The organism is Enterobacter sp. JH25, from assembly GCF_021725435.1.
GTDB classification, from domain to species: Bacteria; Pseudomonadota; Gammaproteobacteria; order Enterobacterales; family Enterobacteriaceae; genus Enterobacter; species Enterobacter intestinihominis.
Genome location: NZ_CP091319.1, coordinates 55,371 through 75,956, shown reverse-complemented (window position 1 = coordinate 75,956; position 20,586 = coordinate 55,371). Strand labels below are relative to the sequence as shown.

Genomic DNA, 20,586 nt, shown 5'->3' with positions numbered 1-20,586 from the left:
CGTGGCTGAAATAAAAAAATGGCCCGGCAATGCGGGCCATGCGTACAACGTGCTTCTCGCTTAGGCGCTGAAGAAACCGCCGATGAAGCCGCCCACCAGGCCGAATACGCCGCCGATGGTGCCGCCCAGCGCGCCTAACATCTGGCTGCCCGCGTTATAGCCCGCGCTTGCGCCCTGAATAGCGGCAGCAAACGGATCCCAACCACCGATGATGGCCTGTGCTTTTTTGAAATCGATAACTTGCATGATACTTTTCCTGTAAACGTGAATTAGTTGTAGCTACCAACCAGCGCGCCCAGGAAGCCCATTGCGCCACCCAGAACTCCGCCAACCACACCGCCAACCATGCCCATGATGCTGGCGCCAGTGTCGTAACCCAGCTGTGCACCTTTAACCAGACCAGCGAACGGGTTTAACGCGCCGCCAATAATGTCTTTCGCTTCTACGAATGAAATCGCTTTCATTTTTATCTCCTGTAGTGATGGATCTTTAGCATGATGCTAAAGGCTAATTTCCTTTTATGAAGGAAAGCGGTTGCTACGGGCAGGTGGTCAGCGGAATGATTTTATTGCCATAAATAATCATTCGCCTTGCAGCCTGCCCGGCATGATCTATTTCCAGCCGTTGCCCCGGAGGAATATATTTTGAATTATTGTATTGCGTACTGCACCCGACCGAGGAAACATATTTAAAATAGGTATTCCCGGTATTACTCACCACCCCGTTGCTAAACGCATAATCAAAATGTCGTGTCCATGGACGGACAATCAAAATAGCCTCAAGCGAGACCACCACATCCGACTGGATGCGCTGGCCTTTGCGCGTGATGACCTTTGCCTGGAGCGGCGTCTCGGTGAATTTTACGCGATAGTATCGCTCTTTGTTGTCATGCGGGCCGGTATAGTAAAATTTAAAACCCGCGCGCTCACCGCTCCCCAGCGTTAATTGCTTAGGCGAATACATGACTTCGCCGTCTTTTATTTCGGTTTCTTTTCCCTTCTCTTTAGGAACGTCTACCTGAATAAGCGAAACGGTATAATTCTGACGTTCGCTGGTATCGTTTTTTATCGGCTGAAAAACAACTTCTCTTTCGGGAAGAAAATCAATATTCAGACTTTCGATAATTAAAGCATTTGCCCCTGTGGAAATGAAGCAATTTATTGCAAAAATAGCCAGGAATTTTCCAGTCATGATTGATTAATTCCAGGATGCGCTAACATCTATTCTTCCCTGCGCGGTCACTTCACCAAACCAGCTATTTCCGTCATAGGTGGTTTTCGATACCGGATTATCCATAACGAACTGGAGGATCAGCGGTGTTTTCCAGAGCCACATATCGGTCACGCCGGAACTCATTTTGTCCCACTCTTCCGCATGGGTGGCTGGCGCCGGGATCGACAGTACTTCGCCTTTACAGTTATGCGCCATGCGCGTCTGGCTTTTCCCCACCAGCACGTTGCCCGGAATGGGAACCGTAAAGCCGTTGCCGCTGAAGGCGCAGTAGTCCACCCCATTCAGGCTTTGAGTAGGCCCGGTGACTTTTACCGTGACCGCAATCGCCGCATCTTTTTGCGCCCCGCTGTAGGTGATGGTGTAGGGGATCTCAATGGGCGTTTCGCCGATGGCGCCTTTCCCTGAGCCGCCCAGACCGTCAGGATCGAGGGCATAATCCGGGTTGTCGGGCGTAATCTCCAGCCCCGGCTGAATAGGGTTAATCACCAGGCCGCCCCCCGGCTGGAAGCAGAAATCCGCCGCCAGCGAGCTGTTGCCGGGCGTCAGGCACAGGCTGACGATATTGCCAATGCTGCTGCCGTCCCCCGCCTGCGCCACGCTCAGAATTAACGCTTTCGGCAAAAATATTTTAAGGTACGCTTTGCCGCCGTTTTTCTGCGGCGCCGCGAGGAAGGTGTTTGCCAGGACACGCGTATCACTCAGGATACCGCCGGAGATACTGTACCAGGTGTTTTCATCGAAGGTCAGCTCGGCGGCAAGCCCGGTGCCGCCGTTCATGTGCGATTGCAGCACGCTGTTGACGCGGGAAGAGGTGAGCGCCAGCCCCCCGTTGTAACCGGAGATATCTTCCCCAACAAACGTGTATTCAAGCAGGTCGCACAGCACGCCAGAGATCGTGTTGCGGGTGTATTTGGTGCAGGTGGCCCCCGTTGATCCATCGACTATCGTCACCTCACCGCTGATCGGGTCAATCCCCAGGTTGAGCGCCCTGGAGTTGGTCATGGTCAGCGTGCCCACCTTGTGAAGCGTATTGGTGGTGGTCACTTTGTTGATGGAGCTGATTTGCGGCGTGGAGGTGATGGTCACTTCATCCCCTGGCGCGGCGTTGAGCAGATAGTTAAAGAACGGATCGCCCAGGACCCAGCGCCCGTATGACGTGCCGGGCTCCATCACCGGCGGCTTGACCACCATCGACGTATCGGTATAGCGGGTCGTCGGGGTGTACCCCGTGTTGCCGCAGGACGAGGAACACGCCGTCCCTTTAAAGAACGGAGAGGCGCTGGAACCGGTCACCGAAAAGTCGATGGTCAGCGCGCTGCCTGCCGGACCGCTGTAGCTGTTGTCCGGGATGTAAGTGGCGATACCGTTATTCGTTTTCGCGCTCAGCGTCGGCCACTCACGCGAACCGTGTAAAAACGCGGTCGAGGTGCTGTTCAGACTAAACAGCCCCGCGCTGTTTCCCGTACCGTTATTGTCCGGATTATTAATGGCGAAATAGGGCAGCTCCTGCGCATGGGCCACCGCGCTCATCAGCAGCAAATTAAGAGCGAATATCTTTTTCATCGTCACGTTCCTGCGTTCCTTTTGCTTCCTGCCAGACGAAATCGCCTTTGTCGCAGGAGATGTCCCCGAGCCACAGCGCACCGCGGTTAGACTCAATGTCCAGGCGCACTTCGCAGACGCTGTCGTCCGGCGTGGCGATACTCAGGACAGGGTTGTTCTTATCAACGTCGATCACGAAGCGTCCGTCGTTCTCCGTCCGGGTCAGCCCAACGTGGTTTTTGATCTGCGTGGCGCCAATCGGATTGCCGTTTGCATCCACAAGGCGGCCAAACAGGGTGACGATTTTCTTCACCTGCGGCTTCATCACCACGGTATTGCCCGGATAAACCGTGATATGGCGACGCGCATTCGCGCCAATCTCATAGCTTTCCGTACCGGTTTCACTGTTCATCACTTCCAGGTCATAAGCCTGGTATGCCGGCAGCGACAGCCAGGTTTTATCCCCTTTGATGCGTTCTGCCCGGCCGTTAAGCTTCAGGGTCAGCGCTTCATCAGATTTGAGACCGGTACTGACAATCACCCCTGCGCTTTCGGTGCCTTTCCCGGCGGCGATGGCCTCTTTGGACCAGCCCACGCTGCCGTCACTGGTCAGCGTGGAGTTCCAGCCTTTACTCATGCCGCTCTGGACGCTGAGGATGTTGCTGTTCCACGGCGTGTCGAAGTTCACGCTGCCGCCGCCGCTTACGCTGCGATCCTGGCGGCTGTTAAAGGCTTTCGAGACGTTGGCTGTGGCCGATTTCAGGTAATCGCCTTCAAACTGGCGGCTGGCGCTGACGTTCAGCGCCGTGCCGGTATCGCGATTGTGGGAAACGCCAACCGACACGGTATTGCCGAGCGGTATGGCGAAATCGAGCATCACGTAACGATCTTTCTCTTCGTAATACCCGTCGTATTTGTTGCGCGACATCCCCACCCGCAGGCGCGCCGTACCGTAGCGACCGGCGTATAACCCCTGGGAGTAGTCCAGCTGATAGCGTTTATAGCGATAGAGGTCGTCCTCCTGACGCATCAGGCTCAGGTTGCCCGCTGAGGGCAGGCCGAACGACGGCAGGCTAAAGGAGGCGCCCCAGGTGTTGCCCTTGCTCTCATAGATATCGAGGAACTTGCCGCTGGAGAGCTGTTCATGGGAGTACCAGACCGAACCGATCTGCCACGGCAGGCTGAGATTCGCGCCGTAGTTGGCGCGGTACGTTCCGTCGGAGGCGGCCATGGTCTGGGTATTCACCGAGAAATAGCCCGTCAGGTTCAGGGAGGCCCACAGCTCGCTGACGATGTGTTCCCGCATCATGTAGGTGGAGGCGTTCCAGTCGACCATCCCGCTGCGCTTGCTGAACGAGGCCCCCACCAGCGACATGGTGTCTTTATGTTTGGTGTCGTAATCGTAGTAGTAGGTGTTGTCCTGCTCGTTTTTGTGTTTCGCGTATTTTTTATAATTGACGACGGATTTATCGCGGCTATACATCCCGCCCCACATCTGCCAGCGCAGCGTTTCCGACACGTTGCTGGAGAACGGCTTATTCACGGTGTACATGCTACGCGACACGGTGCGGCTTCCGCTCACCACCTCAACTTCGATGCTGTAGATCCCGTAGGGCAGGCTGCTGGTGTCAATTTCATGGTTGCCGACGTCAAAGCGCTGAATCCCGATAAGCTGCCCGTCCCGACGAATACGGGCCTCGCCCGCCGTGGGGAAATAGACCACCACCGGCGTCAGCGAGAGCGTGTTATCGCGCTTACGTGAGTTGGCCTGGTTGCCCATGGACACACCGTAGACTTCACCGCCGGAAATCCCACTGACGCTCGCCAGAGACTGCATCGCCCAGCCGTTCAGCATGCCCGCGGCGTAGCGCATCCCCTGATAGTCGCGCTCCCACATAACCGCGTTCATCTGGGTATCGCTGCTGCTCTCGTTGACGTAGCCAGAGCCGTCGATCAGCACATGATCAACGCCCATTGAGATCCAGTTTCTTGCGTTCAGATAGCCCGACGACCAGCTGTCACCGTAGCCGCTCTCGGTGTGATACGCCCCGAGGTTGTAGGAGAATGTGCCGCTCAGATCGTCAGACTCGGGCGCATCAATGTCCACCTCACGCGGGCGGATATTTACCCCGTAGTCGCTCTGCGACAGATTCAGCAACAGGCGCATTTTTTTCTGATCCAGCTCGAACGCGGACCCCGTACTTACCGGAATGCGCATCTGGTCATCAAACTGCTTGTCGTTAATGCTCTGCAATAACGTTCTCATCTCTTTTGACAGACGAATGCCGTTATCAGACTCCTGGACCTGAACGTCCCTCAGCCCCAGCTTCAGATCTTTTGCAAAGAGCGTCACGTCACCGATACGAACATATTCGCTCGCCGTGCCTTCGTGGTTCCCTTGTTGTGCTGAGTGTGGACGCGTATTCACCAGATAGACGGGAATTTTGATCCCCTGCTCCAGCAGTGCATAAAGCGAGTCGGGAAAACGGTAATTAGCGATAACCACGGAGCTTGAGGCTGCATGCGCAAGCGCGGGCAGCGTGCCGGATGCGCAAGCCATCATCACCGGCAACACTAATTTATTTTTCACCATGCATCCTTACTTAACAGGTATGAACTGTTTCAGGTCCCATATTCCGAGATGAAAATGGTTATCCGTAACGTTGATATCCTCGATAGCGCGCGAGGTATCCGGCATCAGGTAGAAGTTTTTGGTACACGGCGTAGTCGGTGATTCCGGATTCGGCTTCAGGCAGGTTCCGGTCGCATTGACGCGAAAAGCGGTGTTGCCCTTATTCGTTATTTTCCCCGCCACATAGACGAAGTCGATCTTCTTATCACGGGGCTGAACCACCAGAATGGTGCTCACCACCGCGCGCGTCATCCCGGTACCGTTTTTTGGTGAACCGCTGTCCACCTCTTCGCTCACCCCTTCATCCGTGAAGGTAATGCGGTAGTAACGCTCTTTGTTATCGGCGTTCCCGTGATAGTAAAATTTGACAATATTGCTGGTACCGGCGGGCATTACCATGCGCGTGGGCGTCAGCAACAGCTCGTCCACTTTCTCCGGATTAATGACGATCCCTTCATCCATTGGGCTGCTGATCCGCTGTGCGCGAACAGAAACAATACGCACGCTGTCTGCTTCGTTTTTTATTTCCTTGGCGGTGGAGTCAGCATCCGCAGGAATAATGGTGGTGACTTTTCCCACATTAATGGCCAGCGCGGAGGAAGAGATAAATAATAAAAATAAGAAGGCGGATTTGAGGTTAAACATGCTATTTCCCTAAACAGGGGCTTGCGCCCCTGGATCGATCAGGCCTTAGCCCCAGGTTGCGCGGAACGCAACAGATACGGTCCCTTCCCACAGGCTGTTGGTCAGGTCTTTGAACTCTTTCGCAGTACCCGCGTTGTCCTGAGCGGAGTCAACGTAGAAGACGAATTTGTCCTGGCCGGTAATTTCGGTATCTGCCGCCGCGCCTGCGCTGGTGGTCAGGTTCCACAGGCCAGAAGAGACGCCGGTGTTAGAAGAAGAATCAACCAGCGTGGTCCATGCGGTTGATTTCGCCCCCACGGTGCCACCGATAGAGCCCAGGTCGTTACCGCCCCAACGCGCACCCACTTTCAGCTTGGTCGCTTCACCGCCCACGCTGAACAGCGTGTTGTTTGAATCGTCGAGGATAGCTTCGAGTTTGAAGCTGGTCGCCGTAGAGTGATCGCCACGGATAGCCACATCAAACAGACCGGTATCGGTGTTGAAAGATTTGGTATTGGCGCTGTAAACGAAGTTCAAAGCACGCGTTGGCGTAACAACCAGGTCGGATTCGCTGTCTTTGGTCGCGGTTGCCTGCCAGGTGGCAGAAGCCGTCGTTTCTGCTGCATTAACTGCGCTCAGGGCAGAAACAGACAACAGGGAGCCCAGAACGATAGCGTTCAGTTTGTTCATTTATTTAGTCCTTCAAAAAAGAATCCACGTGTATAAAAAGGGGAGCCCCTTTTTCGAGGCGGAGTATAGACAGCCGCAAAATAACGAGGCAATACAGAAAAATTCACTCGCCGGAGAATAACAATAAAAATATAAATAAATTTCTCGTATCTTATTGTTACATATTGAGTAAATCACTCAATTTCCCGAGCAATAGATAAATATCGATTTTTCAATAAAGAGAAATATCAGGACGTCGGAACAGCCACACACATCATTACAGGCAAAACCAGCCCCTTAATTAACCAGGCGTGCGGTTTAACGCGGGTAATATAGAAGAAGTTGATATTATCAAGTAACATTTCGTTTACAACGCCATCCGGCGCCGCATCATCTTCAGACTTATTCAGCTTTTTATCCTTAATATAAAAGATATTGCTTCCGTCGACTTTTTCCACGCTGAGCGTGTAATTTCTGTCAATCAGGTAGCTTTTGCCCTCTTTCTTGAGTACGCCTTTATGAATAACCGTCACAACATCTTTGTTGTTAAACAGGAAAAGCGTGGTTAGCGACATATCGGTTAACTCACCCGTGGAATAGGTTTTCCAGGAAATGGTATCTGACTGGCAGCCAAACCCCTCATCCTGCGTTCTGGTAAAATAGATCCACAACAACGCGATGGCAGACAGCGCCAGTACGATACTGAACAGTACACTCATTTTAGTCCTTGACATATTTTAACTCCCGGTCAGGCTTCTGTAAGAAATGCAGTTCTTATAATCGTCGATACTGTCCTGCTGATAACAGATGGCCAGGAAATAATTTTCTATCTGCGACTTTTTAAACCTGGAATAGTAAGCATCTGCAACCTGGTGTTGACAGTCGATATGTTGACTGGCAATGACCTCTTTTACGTGATTAAAGTAGTGCTGTCGCGGCTGATACATATTCTTATCGATCAGGTACACCGTACACCGGTCCACTTTACCGAGCAGATGCATATCAGAATCTTTCAGGCTCTCGGCATAGGAATCCCTTTGGTGCAACAGTAAAACAGCGGTGCCGATAACGGTAATCAGTAATAACGTGCAAAGAGAAATAAAGAGTCTGTGCAGCGATATTAATTGTTTAGGCGGATCGGCATCTTTCTTATGCGCTAGCGTATCGAATGCTTCAGAGGCAGATTGCTCACTAAGCGTTGAAACGACCGGCGGCCTGACCGTGTGATGTTCAATATGCGCGGCAAGGCTAAATCCCTTGCCACGTATCGTTTTTATCAGTAAAGGATCGCATCCTAATGTACGAAATGCTTTTCTGATTTCACTTATGGCAACATTCAGACTCACCGAAGAACCAGAGAAACCATGATCCTCCCAGACCTTCTTTATCAGGTCGTCTCTGTCGAGAGTTTTACCATTATTGATGATAAGTTCATAAAGCAGACGACCCGCCTGGTTAGATAACTTAATGGATGACTCTTCCTCTCCATTAATCATGATCATACCGGTGTCGACTTCATAAAGCATTGTAAGATCAATGAGATACTTCATATTATTATTACGCCATTGTTAAAATTATGTGCATTTGCCAGGCAATAATAAGTCTAAAGTTTGTGTGGTCAAGTCGCGTGATATTAATTGAGAGATGAATTCATAAAGCTTCATTAATTAACAATTATTAAATCATTAATAAAAATATTCGAACTAACGCATTTAGGTTAAAACATTAAAAAAAACTAACTCGCAAGATTATAATCTTAAACTTTAGAAGTTGTTGGAATAATGTTTTGTTATGTACTTTTTTAGTGCAACATAATATCGTCAAAGCATTCTCCCGAGTCGCCATGCGTCTAGCCGGTACATCAGGGACATGTGTAGCCGATTAACATTCATTTTAAATAACACAAATCTTCATGGAGTTTATCATGTTCAAATCGATCATGACCGTATCACTGCTGGCCGCCGCTATTGCTTCTACCAGCGCAGTGGCCGCAGACAATTCGGCGGGTGGTATCATTAACTTTACCGGCGCTATTACCGATACAACCTGTACCATTAACGGCGGTAAAAGCGCGGACTTTACCGTTGCGCTTTCCCCTATTTCGGTAAAAGATGCAGGCACCACGGTTGGCCTGATCACTAAGAATAAAAAATCTATTGCGCTGACGTTCTCAGGTTGTTCACCAGCAGCCGGAACAACCGGTACCCCGCTGAAAGTGTATTTCTCCAGCGCGGATAATATTTCCACTGACGGTAAATACCTGCTGAATAACAGCGTGAACGAAAGCGATGCCAGTGTGGCACGTAATGTCGGTTTTGCGTTAGTGGAGCCAGGTTCGTCTACGCCAATTACCCTGAACCAGCCTTACACTACGGATATTATGGGTACAGCGACCGCGCCAGATTCCGAGACGCTGACGCTGGATGTTTATTACTATAAAACGAACGCCGCTGCCGCCACCGTGGGCGAGTTAAGCTCCAACGTAACGTATACCATTTCCTACCTGTAATAATGATTATTCAGGCTCTGTTTTCGCAGAGCCTGTATTTAAGGTTGCAATCATGCGCAAGGCAATTTTGCTGGCAGGCTTACTGCTAAGCACCGGTCACTCATGGGCCAATATTGTCATTAATGGCACCCGTGTCCTTTATCCTGAAAATAACAAAGAGGTGATCGTCCAGTTAATGAATACGGGCGATGCGCCTGCTCTGGTGCAATCCTGGATAGATGACGGTGATATTAATTCCACGCCGGAAACAGCCAATGTGCCGTTTCTGCTGTCGCCGCCGGTGATAAAAGTTAACGAACATAATGGCCAACAGCTTCGTATTAAAAAGCTGCCGTCCAGCTTGCCTGCGGATCGCGAATCCGTCTTTTTCCTGAATGTCCTCGACATTCCGCCCAGACCTGAAAATCTGCAAAATCAGAATACCGTTCAGCTGGCGATTAAATCCCGTATCAAACTTTTTTACCGGCCCGCTGCGCTGAAAGGCACGCTGGATGACGCGGTGGCGAAACTGACGCTCGCCGCCGAAGGCGATCGCTTTCGCATTACAAATAACAGTCCGTTCCATATTACGGTCGCCAATATTTCGCTGGGTAAAACGAAATTGCTCCAGGAGTCCCCGATGGTTTCCCCGTTTGGGCAGCTGACGGTCGCCGCAAAAAATACGGTTAAGCGCGGACAGACCTTCCAGCTGATGTATGTGGACGATCTTGGCGCGTATAAAACCCGGACTTTCACCAGTCAGTGATCGGAAAGACTCACCATGAAAATGAAACAAAACAGACTCTGTCTGCTGGCAGTCTGCACGCTTCTGCTTTCGCATAAATCAGGGGCCGTCTCGTTTGATCCCTCCCTGCTTGCTGGCGCATCCGGTGAGTCCGATCTGTCTCGCTTTTCCGAAAACAACGCCATGCCTGCCGGCAGTCAGGAGATGGATATCTACGTAAACGGCAGCTGGAAGGGACGTTATACCGTCATCTACGGCGAGCAGCGTGACGACATCCGCCTTGCCTGGAAAGATGCCCGGTCGCTTGGCATCAACACCACGTCCGTGCCTGCGCCCGCCATTGCGCACGGGCAGGTGCAGCTGCGCGATCTGGTTCAGGGCGGTGAAGTCAAAACCGATACCAGCACCCTGAGTCTGGCGCTTACCGTTCCGCAGGCGGCTGTGCTGCGTACTGAAGAAGGTTACATTGCCCCCCAGTTTTGGGACGAGGGGATCCCGGCGCTGATGCTCTCGTGGAACACGACCTGGTATAACACCCGTGCAAAAGGCGCTGCGAAAGACACAAATGATGATTTTTATGCCGGGCTGGATTCCGGCGCCAACCTGTTCGGCTGGCAGTTTCGCGACAGCAGCGCCTGGCGGAAAACGGCCAGCGGAGAGAGTAGCTGGCAGAATAATACCCGCTACCTGCGCCGTCCCCTGGCCTCGCTGAAATCCAACCTGACGCTGGGTGACTTTTATATTCCTGGCGATCTGTTTGATTCCCTGCGCGTGCGCGGCGTGTCGCTGGCGTCGGACATGAAGATGCGCCCAAATTCACAGCAGGGTTTTTCACCGGTGGTTCACGGCGTGGCACGGACGAACGCCCTGGTGAAAGTTATCCAGAATGGCAACGTGATCTATCAGGAGAACGTACCGCCGGGCCAGTTTACCCTCGACAGCATTCAGCCTACCGGCTCTGCGGGCGATTTGCTGGTGGTGGTGCGTGAAGCGGACGGTTCACAGCAGTCCTTCACGGTGCCGTTTTCCGCCGTGCCCGGGATGCTAAAAGAAGGGGTGAGTCAGTACAGCGTGGTGGCGGGTAAAGTGCACCAGAACACGCTCGATGCCGAACCCGCATTCATGCAGGCCACGCTGCGCTACGGGTTTAATAACCTCATCACCGGGTATACCGGGACGATTATTAGCGATAACTACCAGGCCGGGCTTGTCGGTACCGGGTGGAACCTTCCGTTTGGCGCGGTCTCGTTTGATGTCACCCACGCCAAAACCACCCTACAGGATCGCACCAGCAGCGGTCAGAGTTATCGCGTGTCGTACAGCAAATTTATCGATACCACCGCCACCAACTTCACCCTGGCGGCCTATCGCTATTCCACTAAAGGCTATTACAGCTTCAGCGACGCGCTCTATTCGCGCGAAGGGTATCAGCGCCTGAGAGCGCAGTACGACGACTATGAAGATCGGTTTGGCGTTGCGCCCGACATGTCGCTAAGCACCTGGGATGCCCTGCGCGCGGCGCAGCCCAAGAATACCTTTACGCTTAACCTTAATCAGCGCCTGCTCAATAACTGGGGCACGGTATTTGTCTCCGGCACACAGCGCGATTACTGGAACTCACAGCAAACCACGCGCGAATACCAGATGGGCTATTCCAACGCCATCGGCCGCGCCAGCTATACCCTGTCGGCCAGCCGGGTACGGAACAGGGACAGTGAAGAAGAGACGCGCCTTTACCTCTCCCTCAGCCTGCCGTTCTCGCTGTTTGATAATAATGCCTGGATCACCTCCAGCCTGACGGCCAGCGATTCGCATTACGAGCAGAGCAATATCAGCATGAGCGGGAACGCGCTGGCGTCGAACCGCCTGAGCTACACCCTCTCCGGCAGTAATGCGCGGGGGGGTAAAAATGCGGCAAGCGTTAACGCCGCGTACCGTTCGAACTTCGCGACACTCGGTGGCTCTTACAGCGAATCCTCCGACTACCGCCAGACCGGGCTCAGCGGACGGGGAAGCCTGGTGGCCTACCCGTGGCACGTTCTCGCCTCAAACGAAACCGGCACAACCATGACTATCGTCGATGCGCCAAAAGCGGAGGGACTGATGGTGAACGGCGATGAAAGCATTATGACGAACCGCGATGGCGTGGCGCTGGTGCCTTACGCCACCCCGTATCGCAAAAACGCCATTACGTTATCGCAAACGGAAAACAGCGCTGGCGCGGAGGTGATCGGCAACATGGCTAACGTGGCCCCTTACGACGGGGCGGTGAGCTACATCCGCTTCGAAACCGACAAACGCGAGTCATGGGTACTTCATGCGACGCGTGCCGACGGCAAACCGCTGCCCTTTGGTACCGAAGTGCTGGATGAACACGGTGAATCTGTCGGGTATGTCGGCCAGGCCAGCGTACTGTATATCCGCGCTGAACAGCCGCCACGCGCGCTCAACGTGCATCTCCGGGGCGGGAAGTGCGAAATCTCCGCCCCAGCCTGGGGGCTGAACAGCCCCTCATCGGTTTGCCATTAATTACGGATTATCAAAATGTTACGATCATTCATATTCCTGCTCCTCTCCAGTATTAGTGGGATGAGCTATGCCACCTGCTCCGGCAGCAGCATCGTTTATGGCACACCGATTACCATTGATTTATCGGATAAGCTGAGCCCGGCCACGCCCACATGGACCGGCAGCTTCAGCACCCAGTACAGCGGCTCATTCAACTGTACGACAAGTAACAGTGAATTTTCTTACACGCCGATCCTCTCGACCGACAGCAAATACGCGACCATCCTCGGGTTCAGCAATAACAAGTATATGGTGCGGGCGGAGATCACCAATCCCCCGGCCAATAAAACCCTGACTGCCAGCGGTAGCCATACGGCGTCTGAGCTGAACACACCGTTTACGGTTCGCTTCACCCTCGTTAACCAGAGCGGCACTACCCTGACGGGGGATACGGCGAACATGAGCGACGTTCTGTTCGTCAGCGACATGAGTGGGTTATCCTTCTGGGAAATCATCACCTGGCCAATCAATCAGGTCATCAAGATAGCGCAGTGGTTATTCAGCGGGTTCAAGTGGCCTTACGACAACCGCGATATGTTTGGTCAGCCGATGATCATCAAATACGCGCCAAAACTGACTACCTGTTCCTTTGATAATGCGGGGCTGACCGTAGCGCTGCCGACGCTCGGCATTCCCCAGCTCAGTGCATCCTCACAGCCGGGGCTGACGCCTTTTTCACTGAACATGAGCTGTCAGAACGTCGGGGTTAACGGCAATTCCGATCGGGCAATTGAGATGTTTCTGTCCAGCACGCAGTTGCTCTCAACAGACAGCTCGGTGCTGATCGACAGCAGCAGTAGCGCGGCGCAGGGCGTGGGGCTACGCCTGATAAAACGTGACGCCCCGCAAACGCCGGTGACCTTCTCTACCTCAACCACCAGCCGTGGCAACGCCACGATGATTTTCAGCGTGGCGGCTGGCGCGGCGCTGGACGAACATTTCACCCTTCCGATGGCGGCGTACTATTATGTGTGGGCGCCCGCCCAGGTGAGCCAGGGTAAGATCAATACATCGGCTACGCTGAATATTATCTATCCCTGATGTGAGCTATTTCTCCATCTTTCCAACCGCTTGCACATACTTAATCAGTTCGCTGTGGTTGGAAAGATTCAGCTTTTTCATCGCATTGTGCTTCTGCGTCGCAATGGTACTGACCGAACGGTTTCGATGACGGGCAATCTCCGTCGTTGAAAATCCTTCCACGATAAGATGGAGCACCTCCCACTCTCTGGCCGAGAGGATGGAGCGCGCCCGGGAACCGGACCGCATTACCCGCCTGAGCCACGAAGAGATCGACGGTGTTTGCCCGTCCGCCATGAGCAACGCGGGTAATTCCTTTTTCAGTTCAGTCAATTCATCCTGCTGACTGATGGTTAATTCAAATTTCATCTCCAGAACTTTTTTTAACAGCCCGTAAGGCAGCTCGGGCACCAACAGAACACGCCTGACGTGATGGGTTTTACATAAAGATGTAAAACGGCTGCTGACCTCCGCACTCCACTCTTTATGATTAAGCAGATAATTAAATTCAGTGAAGAAAACATCCACGTTATTATCCGCCACCGCCGCCAGCGCCTGTTCAGTGGAATCGACCTGAGTAATGTTCAGTACGTAATCGGGTAAAAGATCATGGAGCGCCCGGAATATTATCTCTTTAAATATATTTATTTTGTAAAACACCATTACCTTTACGATACGTTCAGTATTATTCATGTCTTTTCTAAATTCTCGTGACCGGAGGAAAATGATAATAGTTTATGTACTCATCACTCACAACCTCTTCACGCCAGGATTTTATCCTTCTCAGGCTTAAAAATCTGAACAAGGACATTAAATTTATAGAAAAAATTCTATTTTATTCTGCACGCCGTTTCCTCTTGCAGATAAAGCCTTGTCGATAACCCTGCCGCGATCACAATTTTTCTTTCAGGAATAGCAGTAAACCACTGAAAAAACGGTGGATAAACCCCATCAATCAACCTTCTGATGCTTATTAACCGCCCATTCACAGAATAAAAATCTGGCATGAATATTATTAGAAGATTAAAACAATTGCATATACCATTAAAACCATTTTTCAATTTTATCTTCCTCTAATAATTGGCATCGGCTTTACTCGACGGTTTGTATTGGCTTACATTGATGCCATCGCATCGCGTTATTTAAAAAGTGCTCGCCATTCTTTTAATAAGAGAGTGCGAACCGCCATTTTCTCTTATATGGACTGTTTACTCAGCGAAAGGAGAATGCCAATGCAAAATAAAAAAACAATTCACGTTGCCGTTGTTGACAGCTGCGAATTCACGATGATTGGCCTGCAATCGCTCGGAAAGCGTGAGCCTGATGAAAAACACGACGTTATTTTCCATGGGTTTACCCATATCGAAGAACTTGCTATGAGTGAACAACTCTTTGATATCATCATTTATGATCCGTTGAATACGCGTCATTTCCGGGTGACGACGAATGACGACATTCTCTGTATTAAACAGAAACAAGTGACGGCGAAGATCTATATCTATTCGTTATCCGCTGGCTATTTGAAATTCAAACATGTTGATGGGGTAATCAGCAAAAGAGTCTCCCTGGGGGATATCAAAGCGCTGTGGCAAATACTGATGAGCCAGACGCCGCAAGAGTCTGGTCGTTACAACGTAGGCATGACTACCCGCTTACGCACCCCGGCGAGGCTGTCCAGCGAGGAGGCCAGCGTATTGCGCGGCTATTCCTGTAATCTCAAAACCAAGCAAATCGCCCGTCAGCTGGGGTGTAACGTCAGGCTGGTTTACTTTTATAAAAACAACGCCATGAACAAGCTTAAGGCCGTGCGTGGCCCCTCGTTTTACCAGAGCATTCGCTGGATCCTGAATTAAGAATTTGACCGTGTGTCGTTTGCCTTTTGTTCCCGTGTCCGCGGGAACCTTTTTTTAATTTCCTGAAGGCTGTTCCATGTATACCGTTCTTCCCTCTCCCCTGTTGCAACGTATCTCAGGGCTGCGATTCCAGCCGCTTGTCGATCTTCATTCGGGCCAGATGTTCGCGCATGAAGTTCTCGTGGAGATCCATAACGTCAATCTGGAGATATTGTTTGCTTCTCTGCCTTCGCGCAGCGCGCTGCAAATCTTCTTCTGGCAGGCCAACACCCTGTTACAGATACCCGCCCGGGACGCTTACTGGCTAAACCTTCCGGCAGAGCACCTTCTCGACGAACGCGCTATCCGGTTGTTGCTGGCGTTACGCCATCAGCAGCGGTTAACGATTGAAATTCAGGATCCTCTCACCATCACACGGCTGAGTAAGGCTGAGCAACATCGTCTTCATGCCACGCTTGTTCGGTTAAAAGAGGCGGGATGGCAAATCTGGCTGGACGATTTAACCCGGGAGTTGGCTGAGGCGTTCGCGCGGCTTGCGCTGCCGCTGGATGGGGTAAAAATTGACCGCTCAGCGCTGCGCGAGCGCGCGCCGCTTGCCCCGTTTGTGCAGGAGGTCAGGGCAGGTATCGCGCAATCAATTCTTATCGAAGGCATCGAGAATTCGCGGGATCTGGCGCGCGCCCGCACGTCTGGCGCACAGTCTGGCCAGGGTTTTCTGTGGCCCGAAAGCCGCACCGATGCCCGCGTAACGCTGTGAGGGCCAGCTTACCGTGGCCTACCAGCCCGGCACCGCACCGCCGTTAAAAAGGGTCTCTGCCGCTTTCGCCACTTCCGGCGACTGATAGGACTGGATAAATTCCTTCACGTTTTCGGCGTCTTTGTTGTCTTCACGCGTGACCACTATATTCACGTAAGGCGAGTTTTTGTCCTCAATAAAGACGCTGTCATGTACCGGAGACAGCCCCGTTTGCTGAAGATAGGTGGTACTGATGATGGCCACATCCACTTTCGGATCGTCCAGCACGCGCGGCAGCTGCGCCCCTTCCAGCTCCATAATCTGTACGTTTTTGGGATTCGCGGTAATATCCAGCGCCGTCGGCAGCAGGCCCACATCCGGTTTAAGGGTAATCAGCTTCTCTTTTTGCAGCAGCAACAGCGCGCGACCAAGGTTGGTGGGATCGTTTGGAATCGCAATGGTTGCGCCGTCCTTCAGCTCAGACACCGATTTAATCTTTCGGGAGTAACCCGCCATCGGGAAGACGAAGGTATTGGCCACGGCGACCAGTTTGTAATTGTGCGCCTTGTTATCTTCTGCAAGGAAAGGGCGATGCTGGAAGACGTTGGCGTCCAGTTCGCCCTGGTTGGTGGCATCGTTGGGTAGCAGCGAGCCGCTAAAGCCCACCAGCTCAACATCCAGACCGTATTTCTCTTTTGCCACCTTTTTGGCGACTTCCGCCACGTCCTGCTCAGCGCCATTAATCACGCCGACTTTAATGTGTTTGGCATCATTGCCGCCTTGATCGCAACCTGCCAGCAGCAGGGCCGCGAGCACCAGAGCACTCAACTGAAATTTCACGAGACAGTTCCTTTCGACAGTGGTTTTGAAGACTATATCGACAACGAGACGGCAGGCTAAAAAACGAAAAGGAATCAGTAATACGGATAGGTTATATGCGGCCTGTTGCCGGGTGGCGCTGCGCTTACCCGGCCTACGTGACGGTAGACGTGTAGGCCCGGTAAGCGTAGCGCCACCGGGCGATGGGCATCAGGCTACGGTAGTCCAGGCGCAAGCAGAACCGCTAACCTCACGCCTGCCGACGCAGCGGCGCTTCGCGCAAAAACCACGACAGCACAAACGCCAGCACCATAATCCCCGCCGCCAGCATAAACACCGCATGGATAGCCGAGCCGAACGCATCCAGATAGTCCAGACGCAGGGCATCAGGCAGATGGTGAATGGCAACGGGATTAAGTTCGCGCGGCAGTTCCGCCCCTTCCGGCAGCCTGTCGATCAGCCCTGATTGCAGAATATGGGTGAACACCGCGCCAAACAGCGCAACGCCAATCGCCCCGCCAATGGAACGGAACAGCGTCACCCCAGAGGTCGCTACGCCGTATTGATCGGCTGACACGCTGTTCTGCACCGCCAGCACCAGCACCTGCATCACCAGTCCCAGCCCCATGCCCAGCACGCCGGTAAACAGGTACAGCTGCCAGGTTGGGGAGGTGATTGAAATGCGCGTCAGTAACGCCATCCCCACCACGCCGAGCAGCGTGCCGAGGATCGGGAACAGACGGTATTTCCCGGTGCGGCTGATGATGCGCCCGCTGATGATGGAGGTGAGCAACAGCCCGCCCATCAGGGGGATCAGCTGCAAGCCGGCCTGCGTTGGCGTGGCGTCTTTCACCACCTGTAAATAGAGCGGCAGGAACGTTACCGAGCCAAACAGGGACATGCCGATGATAAAGCCAATCAGGCTACAGAGCAGGAAGCTGCGGTCGCGGAAGAGCGACAGCGGGATAATCGGCTCCCACGCCAGCCGCTCTTCGTAAATAAACCCGGCGATCCCCGTCAGGCCGAAGGCCAGAATGCACCACAGCTGCGGGTCGTTCCATTGGCGGATCGTACCGCCCTCGGTGGTAAACAGAATGATGCACAGCAGCGCCATGCTGAGGTAAATCGCCCCCAGGTAATCAATCTCATGCTTGCTGCGCCGCGCGCTGCCGTGGAATACCGCGCCAATCACCAGCAGCGCAAACAGCCCCAGCGGCAGGTTGATGTAGAAAATCCAGCGCCAGGATGCATGCTGAACGATAAACCCGCCGATCAGCGGGCCTATCACCGTCGCCAGGCCAAACACGCCGCCAAACAGCCCCTGATAGCGACCCCGATCGGCAGGCGGGATCACGTCCGCCACGGCGGCCATGCTGATCACCATCAGGCCACCTCCCCCCAGCCCTTGCAGGGCGCGCATCAGCACCAGCTGGGTCATGTTCTGCGCCAGGCCACACAGCGCAGAGCCCCCCAGGAAAAGCACTATTGCGATTTGCAGGACGATTTTACGGCCAAACAGATCGCCGAATTTGCCATACAGCGGCACCACGATGGTCGAACTGAGGATATAGGCTGTCACCACCCAGGAGAGCTTATCCAGCCCGCCCAGCTCGCCGACGATGGTCGGCAGCGCGGTGGAGACAATGGTCTGATCCAGCGCCGAGAGCAGCATCACCAGCAGGAGTGCGCTGAACAGCAGCTTAATCGACGGTGCGTTTTTCGCAGGTTGAGTCATTACGTCAGACTCCATAAGAGATCGCTTGAAATTAATTAATCGAATAATTAATATTCAGGTAAGTTATGGATAAGATCAAGAGACAGCGTGACCGTGCCAGCACTAAAAGACAATTCTGAACCCCGCCGCCCCGGACGTCCGCGCGGCGGCAAGCGCGTTACCGCCAGCCGCGAACAGCTGCTGGACATCGCCCTGAACCTCTTCTCCCGCCAGGGGATCGCCAATACGTCGTTGAACGCTATTGCCCGCGAAGCCGGCGTGACGCCCGCCATGCTGCACTACTACTTCAACTCCAGAGAACAGTTGCTGGATGCGATGATTGAGGAGCGCTTCCTGCCGTTACGTGAGCGGATCGGGGCAATTTTCGCCGACAACCGGGATTCGCCGGTGGATGCCCTGACGGAAATGGTCAGGGTGCTGGCCGAACTGGCGGAAAAGTATCGCTGGTTTGCCCCGCTGTGGATGCAGGAGGTGATCGGCGAGATGCCGGTACTGCGTACGCATTTGCAGGAGCGCTTTGGCGATGAGAAATATCACACCACGCTGGCAACCATCAAAGGCTGGCAGCAGGAAGGAAAGCTGAATCCGGCGCTGGCCCCCGAACTGCTGTTCACGACGCTGCTGAGCCTGGTGCTGGTGCCGTTCTCTCGCATGCGCAATGACGAGAGGCTTAATGCCCTCTCGCCGGAGATCGTTGTGCGCCACGTGTTAGCCGTGATCGGCAACGGGATCGGTGGTTAAAGATCCCTGGTCAGATAGTGTCTCTGCATTCCCTGATAAGGGTAATCCTGCAAGGACATCTGCACCTGATAACCCTGTTTTTCATAGAACGGACGCGCCTGGAAGCTGACCGTATCCACCAGCGCGTGACGACACCCTTTACGACGGGCCTCCTCTTCAGCCGTTTTGATCAGCTGGCTGCCGACGCCCGTTCCCCTCACCCTGTCGCTGACCCACAGAAAGTCGATATTCAGCCAGTCGCCTTTACGTACGCCGATTAACCCGCCCAGCATGACGCCGTTGTCGTCCCGCACATATACGCCAATATCGCCACTAAACGTCGCCAGATCTAAATACTGCGCGTTATAGGCTCTTAGCCCCGTTAATAATTCTTCTTTTTCTTCAGCCGTGACTTTATCTGTAATGCTCAGGTGCATAAATCTCTCCTTATTTTCAGCGCAATCTGAATATCTCACAGCTTAACCTTCATAAAAACTCCTTATTTCCTCCATTGTTTAAACAAGGAAATATTCATTCAATATGTAAATAAAAAAAACCTTTCCAATAGGCTCCGAAAACGTATAATGAGAACGATCATTCTCACTTTTTACGGTAGCCGACGATGAGCACAAAGCTGGAAGAACGACAAAAACTACGGCAGGACGAAATCATCACCGCCGCGCGCCGCTGCTTTCGCGCCAGTGGATTTCACGCTGCCAGCATGTCGCAGATCGCCAGCGAAGCCAGGCTCAGCGTCGGACAAATCTATCGCTATTTCAGTAACAAAGACGCGATCATTGAAGAGATGATCCGGCGCATTATCGACTCACGTATTGAGGAGATGCAGGGCAAAACCCTGGTTGAAGGGATGCCGCAGGCGCTTGCCTGGCGCCAGACGCTTAACGAAGATGATGACGCGCTAATGCTCGAAATGTCCGCAGAGGCCACGCGCAATCCGCTGGTGGCAAACATGCTGATCGAAGCCGAAGCCCGCATGTTCGCTAACGCCTGTGAGCACCTGAAAAAGCAGTTCCCCCACCTGAGCGATGAGCATATTCGCTGCTGCGTGGAGATTACCGCCGTGATGATCGAAGGCACGATTTACCGTCGACTCACGCCTTTAAAAGTACCGTCAGAACAATTAGAGCCCATTTACCAGAATATTTTAAATATGCTTTTCTCTGCGAAGTAATCGCATGTGA

The 20,586-nt window shown here is 53.0% G+C and carries 21 protein-coding genes; 8 read left to right on the top strand and 13 right to left on the bottom strand.

Translation table 11 applies throughout. From position 1 onward, the window contains the following. Positions 1-60: 60 nt before the first annotated feature. The 9 genes from L2Y28_RS00370 to L2Y28_RS00330 all read right to left on the bottom strand — a co-directional run bounded on the left by L2Y28_RS00370 (position 61) and on the right by L2Y28_RS00330 (position 8,250). The gene (locus L2Y28_RS00370) at positions 61-246 is read right to left on the bottom strand and encodes a hypothetical protein (RefSeq protein ID WP_001196016.1); all 186 of its coding nucleotides are present in this window, start codon (positions 244-246) and stop codon (positions 61-63) included. Between the two features lie 23 nt (positions 247-269). Continuing rightward, on the bottom strand, positions 270-464 hold the full coding sequence (locus L2Y28_RS00365; RefSeq protein WP_022646586.1) for a hypothetical protein: 195 nt from the start codon (positions 462-464) through the stop codon (positions 270-272). Positions 465-537: 73 nt separating this feature from the next. After that, a complete protein-coding gene (locus L2Y28_RS00360; protein ID WP_022646585.1) occupies positions 538-1,191 on the bottom strand; it encodes a hypothetical protein in 654 nt (217 codons plus the stop codon). 6 nt (positions 1,192-1,197) lie between these two features. After that, positions 1,198-2,796, bottom strand: a complete 1,599-nt coding sequence (locus L2Y28_RS00355) for a hypothetical protein (RefSeq protein ID WP_022646584.1) — start codon at positions 2,794-2,796, stop codon at positions 1,198-1,200. Continuing rightward, on the bottom strand, positions 2,774-5,368 hold the full coding sequence (locus L2Y28_RS00350) for a CS1-pili formation C-terminal domain-containing protein (RefSeq protein WP_032622041.1): 2,595 nt from the start codon (positions 5,366-5,368) through the stop codon (positions 2,774-2,776). The genes L2Y28_RS00355 and L2Y28_RS00350 overlap by 23 nt, the downstream gene beginning before the upstream one ends. 6 nt (positions 5,369-5,374) lie before the next feature. Beyond that, on the bottom strand, positions 5,375-6,052 hold the full coding sequence (locus L2Y28_RS00345; RefSeq protein ID WP_022646582.1) for a fimbria/pilus periplasmic chaperone: 678 nt from the start codon (positions 6,050-6,052) through the stop codon (positions 5,375-5,377). Between the two features lie 45 nt (positions 6,053-6,097). After that, entirely contained in the window at positions 6,098-6,721 is a 624-nt protein-coding gene (locus L2Y28_RS00340; RefSeq protein ID WP_003860995.1) for a common pilus major fimbrillin subunit EcpA, read from the bottom strand. A 227-nt stretch (positions 6,722-6,948) separates the two neighbouring features. Continuing rightward, complete coding sequence (locus tag L2Y28_RS00335; protein ID WP_022646581.1) at positions 6,949-7,419, bottom strand: hypothetical protein; 471 nt, start codon at positions 7,417-7,419, stop codon at positions 6,949-6,951. An 18-nt stretch (positions 7,420-7,437) separates the two neighbouring features. Beyond that, on the bottom strand, positions 7,438-8,250 hold the full coding sequence (locus tag L2Y28_RS00330) for a winged helix-turn-helix domain-containing protein (protein WP_022646580.1): 813 nt from the start codon (positions 8,248-8,250) through the stop codon (positions 7,438-7,440). Positions 8,251-8,624: 374 nt separating this feature from the next. Between L2Y28_RS00330 and L2Y28_RS00325 the strand changes: the two genes are divergently transcribed. Genes L2Y28_RS00325 through L2Y28_RS00310 form a run of 4 tightly spaced genes read left to right on the top strand, consistent with a single transcriptional unit; the run spans position 8,625 to position 13,542 of the window. Further along, complete coding sequence (locus L2Y28_RS00325; protein WP_022646579.1) at positions 8,625-9,209, top strand: fimbrial protein; 585 nt, start codon at positions 8,625-8,627, stop codon at positions 9,207-9,209. Between the two features lie 52 nt (positions 9,210-9,261). After that, a complete protein-coding gene (locus L2Y28_RS00320) occupies positions 9,262-9,954 on the top strand; it encodes a molecular chaperone (protein ID WP_001223973.1) in 693 nt (230 codons plus the stop codon). Positions 9,955-9,969: 15 nt separating this feature from the next. Continuing rightward, positions 9,970-12,462, top strand: coding sequence for a fimbria/pilus outer membrane usher protein (locus tag L2Y28_RS00315; protein ID WP_022646578.1), 2,493 nt, complete (start codon positions 9,970-9,972; stop codon positions 12,460-12,462). A 15-nt stretch (positions 12,463-12,477) separates the two neighbouring features. After that, positions 12,478-13,542, top strand: a complete 1,065-nt coding sequence (locus tag L2Y28_RS00310; protein ID WP_236919569.1) for a fimbrial protein — start codon at positions 12,478-12,480, stop codon at positions 13,540-13,542. 6 nt (positions 13,543-13,548) lie between these two features. Here L2Y28_RS00310 and L2Y28_RS00305 read toward each other — a convergent pair whose 3' ends face one another. Beyond that, on the bottom strand, positions 13,549-14,184 hold the full coding sequence (locus L2Y28_RS00305) for a LuxR C-terminal-related transcriptional regulator (protein ID WP_032622107.1): 636 nt from the start codon (positions 14,182-14,184) through the stop codon (positions 13,549-13,551). Between the two features lie 569 nt (positions 14,185-14,753). Between L2Y28_RS00305 and L2Y28_RS00300 the strand changes: the two genes are divergently transcribed. Further along, positions 14,754-15,374: a LuxR C-terminal-related transcriptional regulator gene (locus tag L2Y28_RS00300; protein WP_015570093.1), complete on the top strand. Its 621-nt coding sequence runs from the start codon at positions 14,754-14,756 to the stop codon at positions 15,372-15,374. A gap of 76 nt (positions 15,375-15,450) precedes the next feature. Next, positions 15,451-16,131 (top strand): EAL domain-containing protein, encoded by a 681-nt coding sequence (locus L2Y28_RS00295; RefSeq protein ID WP_022646575.1) that lies wholly within the window; start codon positions 15,451-15,453, stop codon positions 16,129-16,131. 18 nt (positions 16,132-16,149) lie between these two features. Here L2Y28_RS00295 and nlpA read toward each other — a convergent pair whose 3' ends face one another. Next, positions 16,150-16,950 carry a lipoprotein NlpA gene (nlpA, locus tag L2Y28_RS00290; protein ID WP_022646574.1) on the bottom strand — a complete coding sequence of 267 codons (801 nt, stop codon included), beginning with the start codon at positions 16,948-16,950 and terminating at the stop codon, positions 16,150-16,152. 229 nt (positions 16,951-17,179) lie between these two features. Continuing rightward, positions 17,180-18,679 (bottom strand): MDR family MFS transporter, encoded by a 1,500-nt coding sequence (locus L2Y28_RS00285; protein WP_032622040.1) that lies wholly within the window; start codon positions 18,677-18,679, stop codon positions 17,180-17,182. A gap of 78 nt (positions 18,680-18,757) precedes the next feature. Here L2Y28_RS00285 and L2Y28_RS00280 point away from each other — a divergent pair, with 78 nt between their 5' ends. Further along, positions 18,758-19,405 (top strand): TetR/AcrR family transcriptional regulator, encoded by a 648-nt coding sequence (locus L2Y28_RS00280; RefSeq protein ID WP_032622106.1) that lies wholly within the window; start codon positions 18,758-18,760, stop codon positions 19,403-19,405. Here the strand turns inward: L2Y28_RS00280 and L2Y28_RS00275 are convergent. Next, on the bottom strand, positions 19,402-19,821 hold the full coding sequence (locus tag L2Y28_RS00275; protein WP_022646571.1) for a GNAT family N-acetyltransferase: 420 nt from the start codon (positions 19,819-19,821) through the stop codon (positions 19,402-19,404). The genes L2Y28_RS00280 and L2Y28_RS00275 overlap by 4 nt on opposite strands. 185 nt (positions 19,822-20,006) lie before the next feature. Here L2Y28_RS00275 and L2Y28_RS00270 point away from each other — a divergent pair, with 185 nt between their 5' ends. Beyond that, positions 20,007-20,576 (top strand): TetR/AcrR family transcriptional regulator, encoded by a 570-nt coding sequence (locus L2Y28_RS00270; RefSeq protein ID WP_022646570.1) that lies wholly within the window; start codon positions 20,007-20,009, stop codon positions 20,574-20,576. Positions 20,577-20,586 lie beyond the last annotated feature (10 nt).

What these genes read in the sequence shown, in the direction of transcription:
- L2Y28_RS00310 (WP_236919569.1), top strand. Translation starts at nt 12,478, where the DNA reads ATGTTACGATCATTCATATTCCTGCTCCTCTCCAGTATTAGTGGGATG.
- L2Y28_RS00270 (WP_022646570.1), top strand. Translation starts at nt 20,007, where the DNA reads ATGAGCACAAAGCTGGAAGAACGACAAAAACTACGGCAGGACGAAATC.
- L2Y28_RS00295 (WP_022646575.1), top strand. Translation starts at nt 15,451, where the DNA reads ATGTATACCGTTCTTCCCTCTCCCCTGTTGCAACGTATCTCAGGGCTG.
- L2Y28_RS00315 (WP_022646578.1), top strand. Translation starts at nt 9,970, where the DNA reads ATGAAAATGAAACAAAACAGACTCTGTCTGCTGGCAGTCTGCACGCTT.
- L2Y28_RS00275 (WP_022646571.1), bottom strand. Translation starts at nt 19,821, where the DNA reads ATGCACCTGAGCATTACAGATAAAGTCACGGCTGAAGAAAAAGAAGAA.
- L2Y28_RS00350 (WP_032622041.1), bottom strand. Translation starts at nt 5,368, where the DNA reads ATGGTGAAAAATAAATTAGTGTTGCCGGTGATGATGGCTTGCGCATCC.
- L2Y28_RS00330 (WP_022646580.1), bottom strand. Translation starts at nt 8,250, where the DNA reads ATGAAGTATCTCATTGATCTTACAATGCTTTATGAAGTCGACACCGGT.
- L2Y28_RS00335 (WP_022646581.1), bottom strand. Translation starts at nt 7,419, where the DNA reads ATGAGTGTACTGTTCAGTATCGTACTGGCGCTGTCTGCCATCGCGTTG.
- L2Y28_RS00320 (WP_001223973.1), top strand. Translation starts at nt 9,262, where the DNA reads ATGCGCAAGGCAATTTTGCTGGCAGGCTTACTGCTAAGCACCGGTCAC.
- L2Y28_RS00370 (WP_001196016.1), bottom strand. Translation starts at nt 246, where the DNA reads ATGCAAGTTATCGATTTCAAAAAAGCACAGGCCATCATCGGTGGTTGG.
- L2Y28_RS00360 (WP_022646585.1), bottom strand. Translation starts at nt 1,191, where the DNA reads ATGACTGGAAAATTCCTGGCTATTTTTGCAATAAATTGCTTCATTTCC.
- L2Y28_RS00365 (WP_022646586.1), bottom strand. Translation starts at nt 464, where the DNA reads ATGAAAGCGATTTCATTCGTAGAAGCGAAAGACATTATTGGCGGCGCG.
- L2Y28_RS00345 (WP_022646582.1), bottom strand. Translation starts at nt 6,052, where the DNA reads ATGTTTAACCTCAAATCCGCCTTCTTATTTTTATTATTTATCTCTTCC.
- L2Y28_RS00325 (WP_022646579.1), top strand. Translation starts at nt 8,625, where the DNA reads ATGTTCAAATCGATCATGACCGTATCACTGCTGGCCGCCGCTATTGCT.
- L2Y28_RS00305 (WP_032622107.1), bottom strand. Translation starts at nt 14,184, where the DNA reads ATGGTGTTTTACAAAATAAATATATTTAAAGAGATAATATTCCGGGCG.
- L2Y28_RS00300 (WP_015570093.1), top strand. Translation starts at nt 14,754, where the DNA reads ATGCAAAATAAAAAAACAATTCACGTTGCCGTTGTTGACAGCTGCGAA.
- L2Y28_RS00355 (WP_022646584.1), bottom strand. Translation starts at nt 2,796, where the DNA reads ATGAAAAAGATATTCGCTCTTAATTTGCTGCTGATGAGCGCGGTGGCC.
- L2Y28_RS00285 (WP_032622040.1), bottom strand. Translation starts at nt 18,679, where the DNA reads ATGGAGTCTGACGTAATGACTCAACCTGCGAAAAACGCACCGTCGATT.
- L2Y28_RS00340 (WP_003860995.1), bottom strand. Translation starts at nt 6,721, where the DNA reads ATGAACAAACTGAACGCTATCGTTCTGGGCTCCCTGTTGTCTGTTTCT.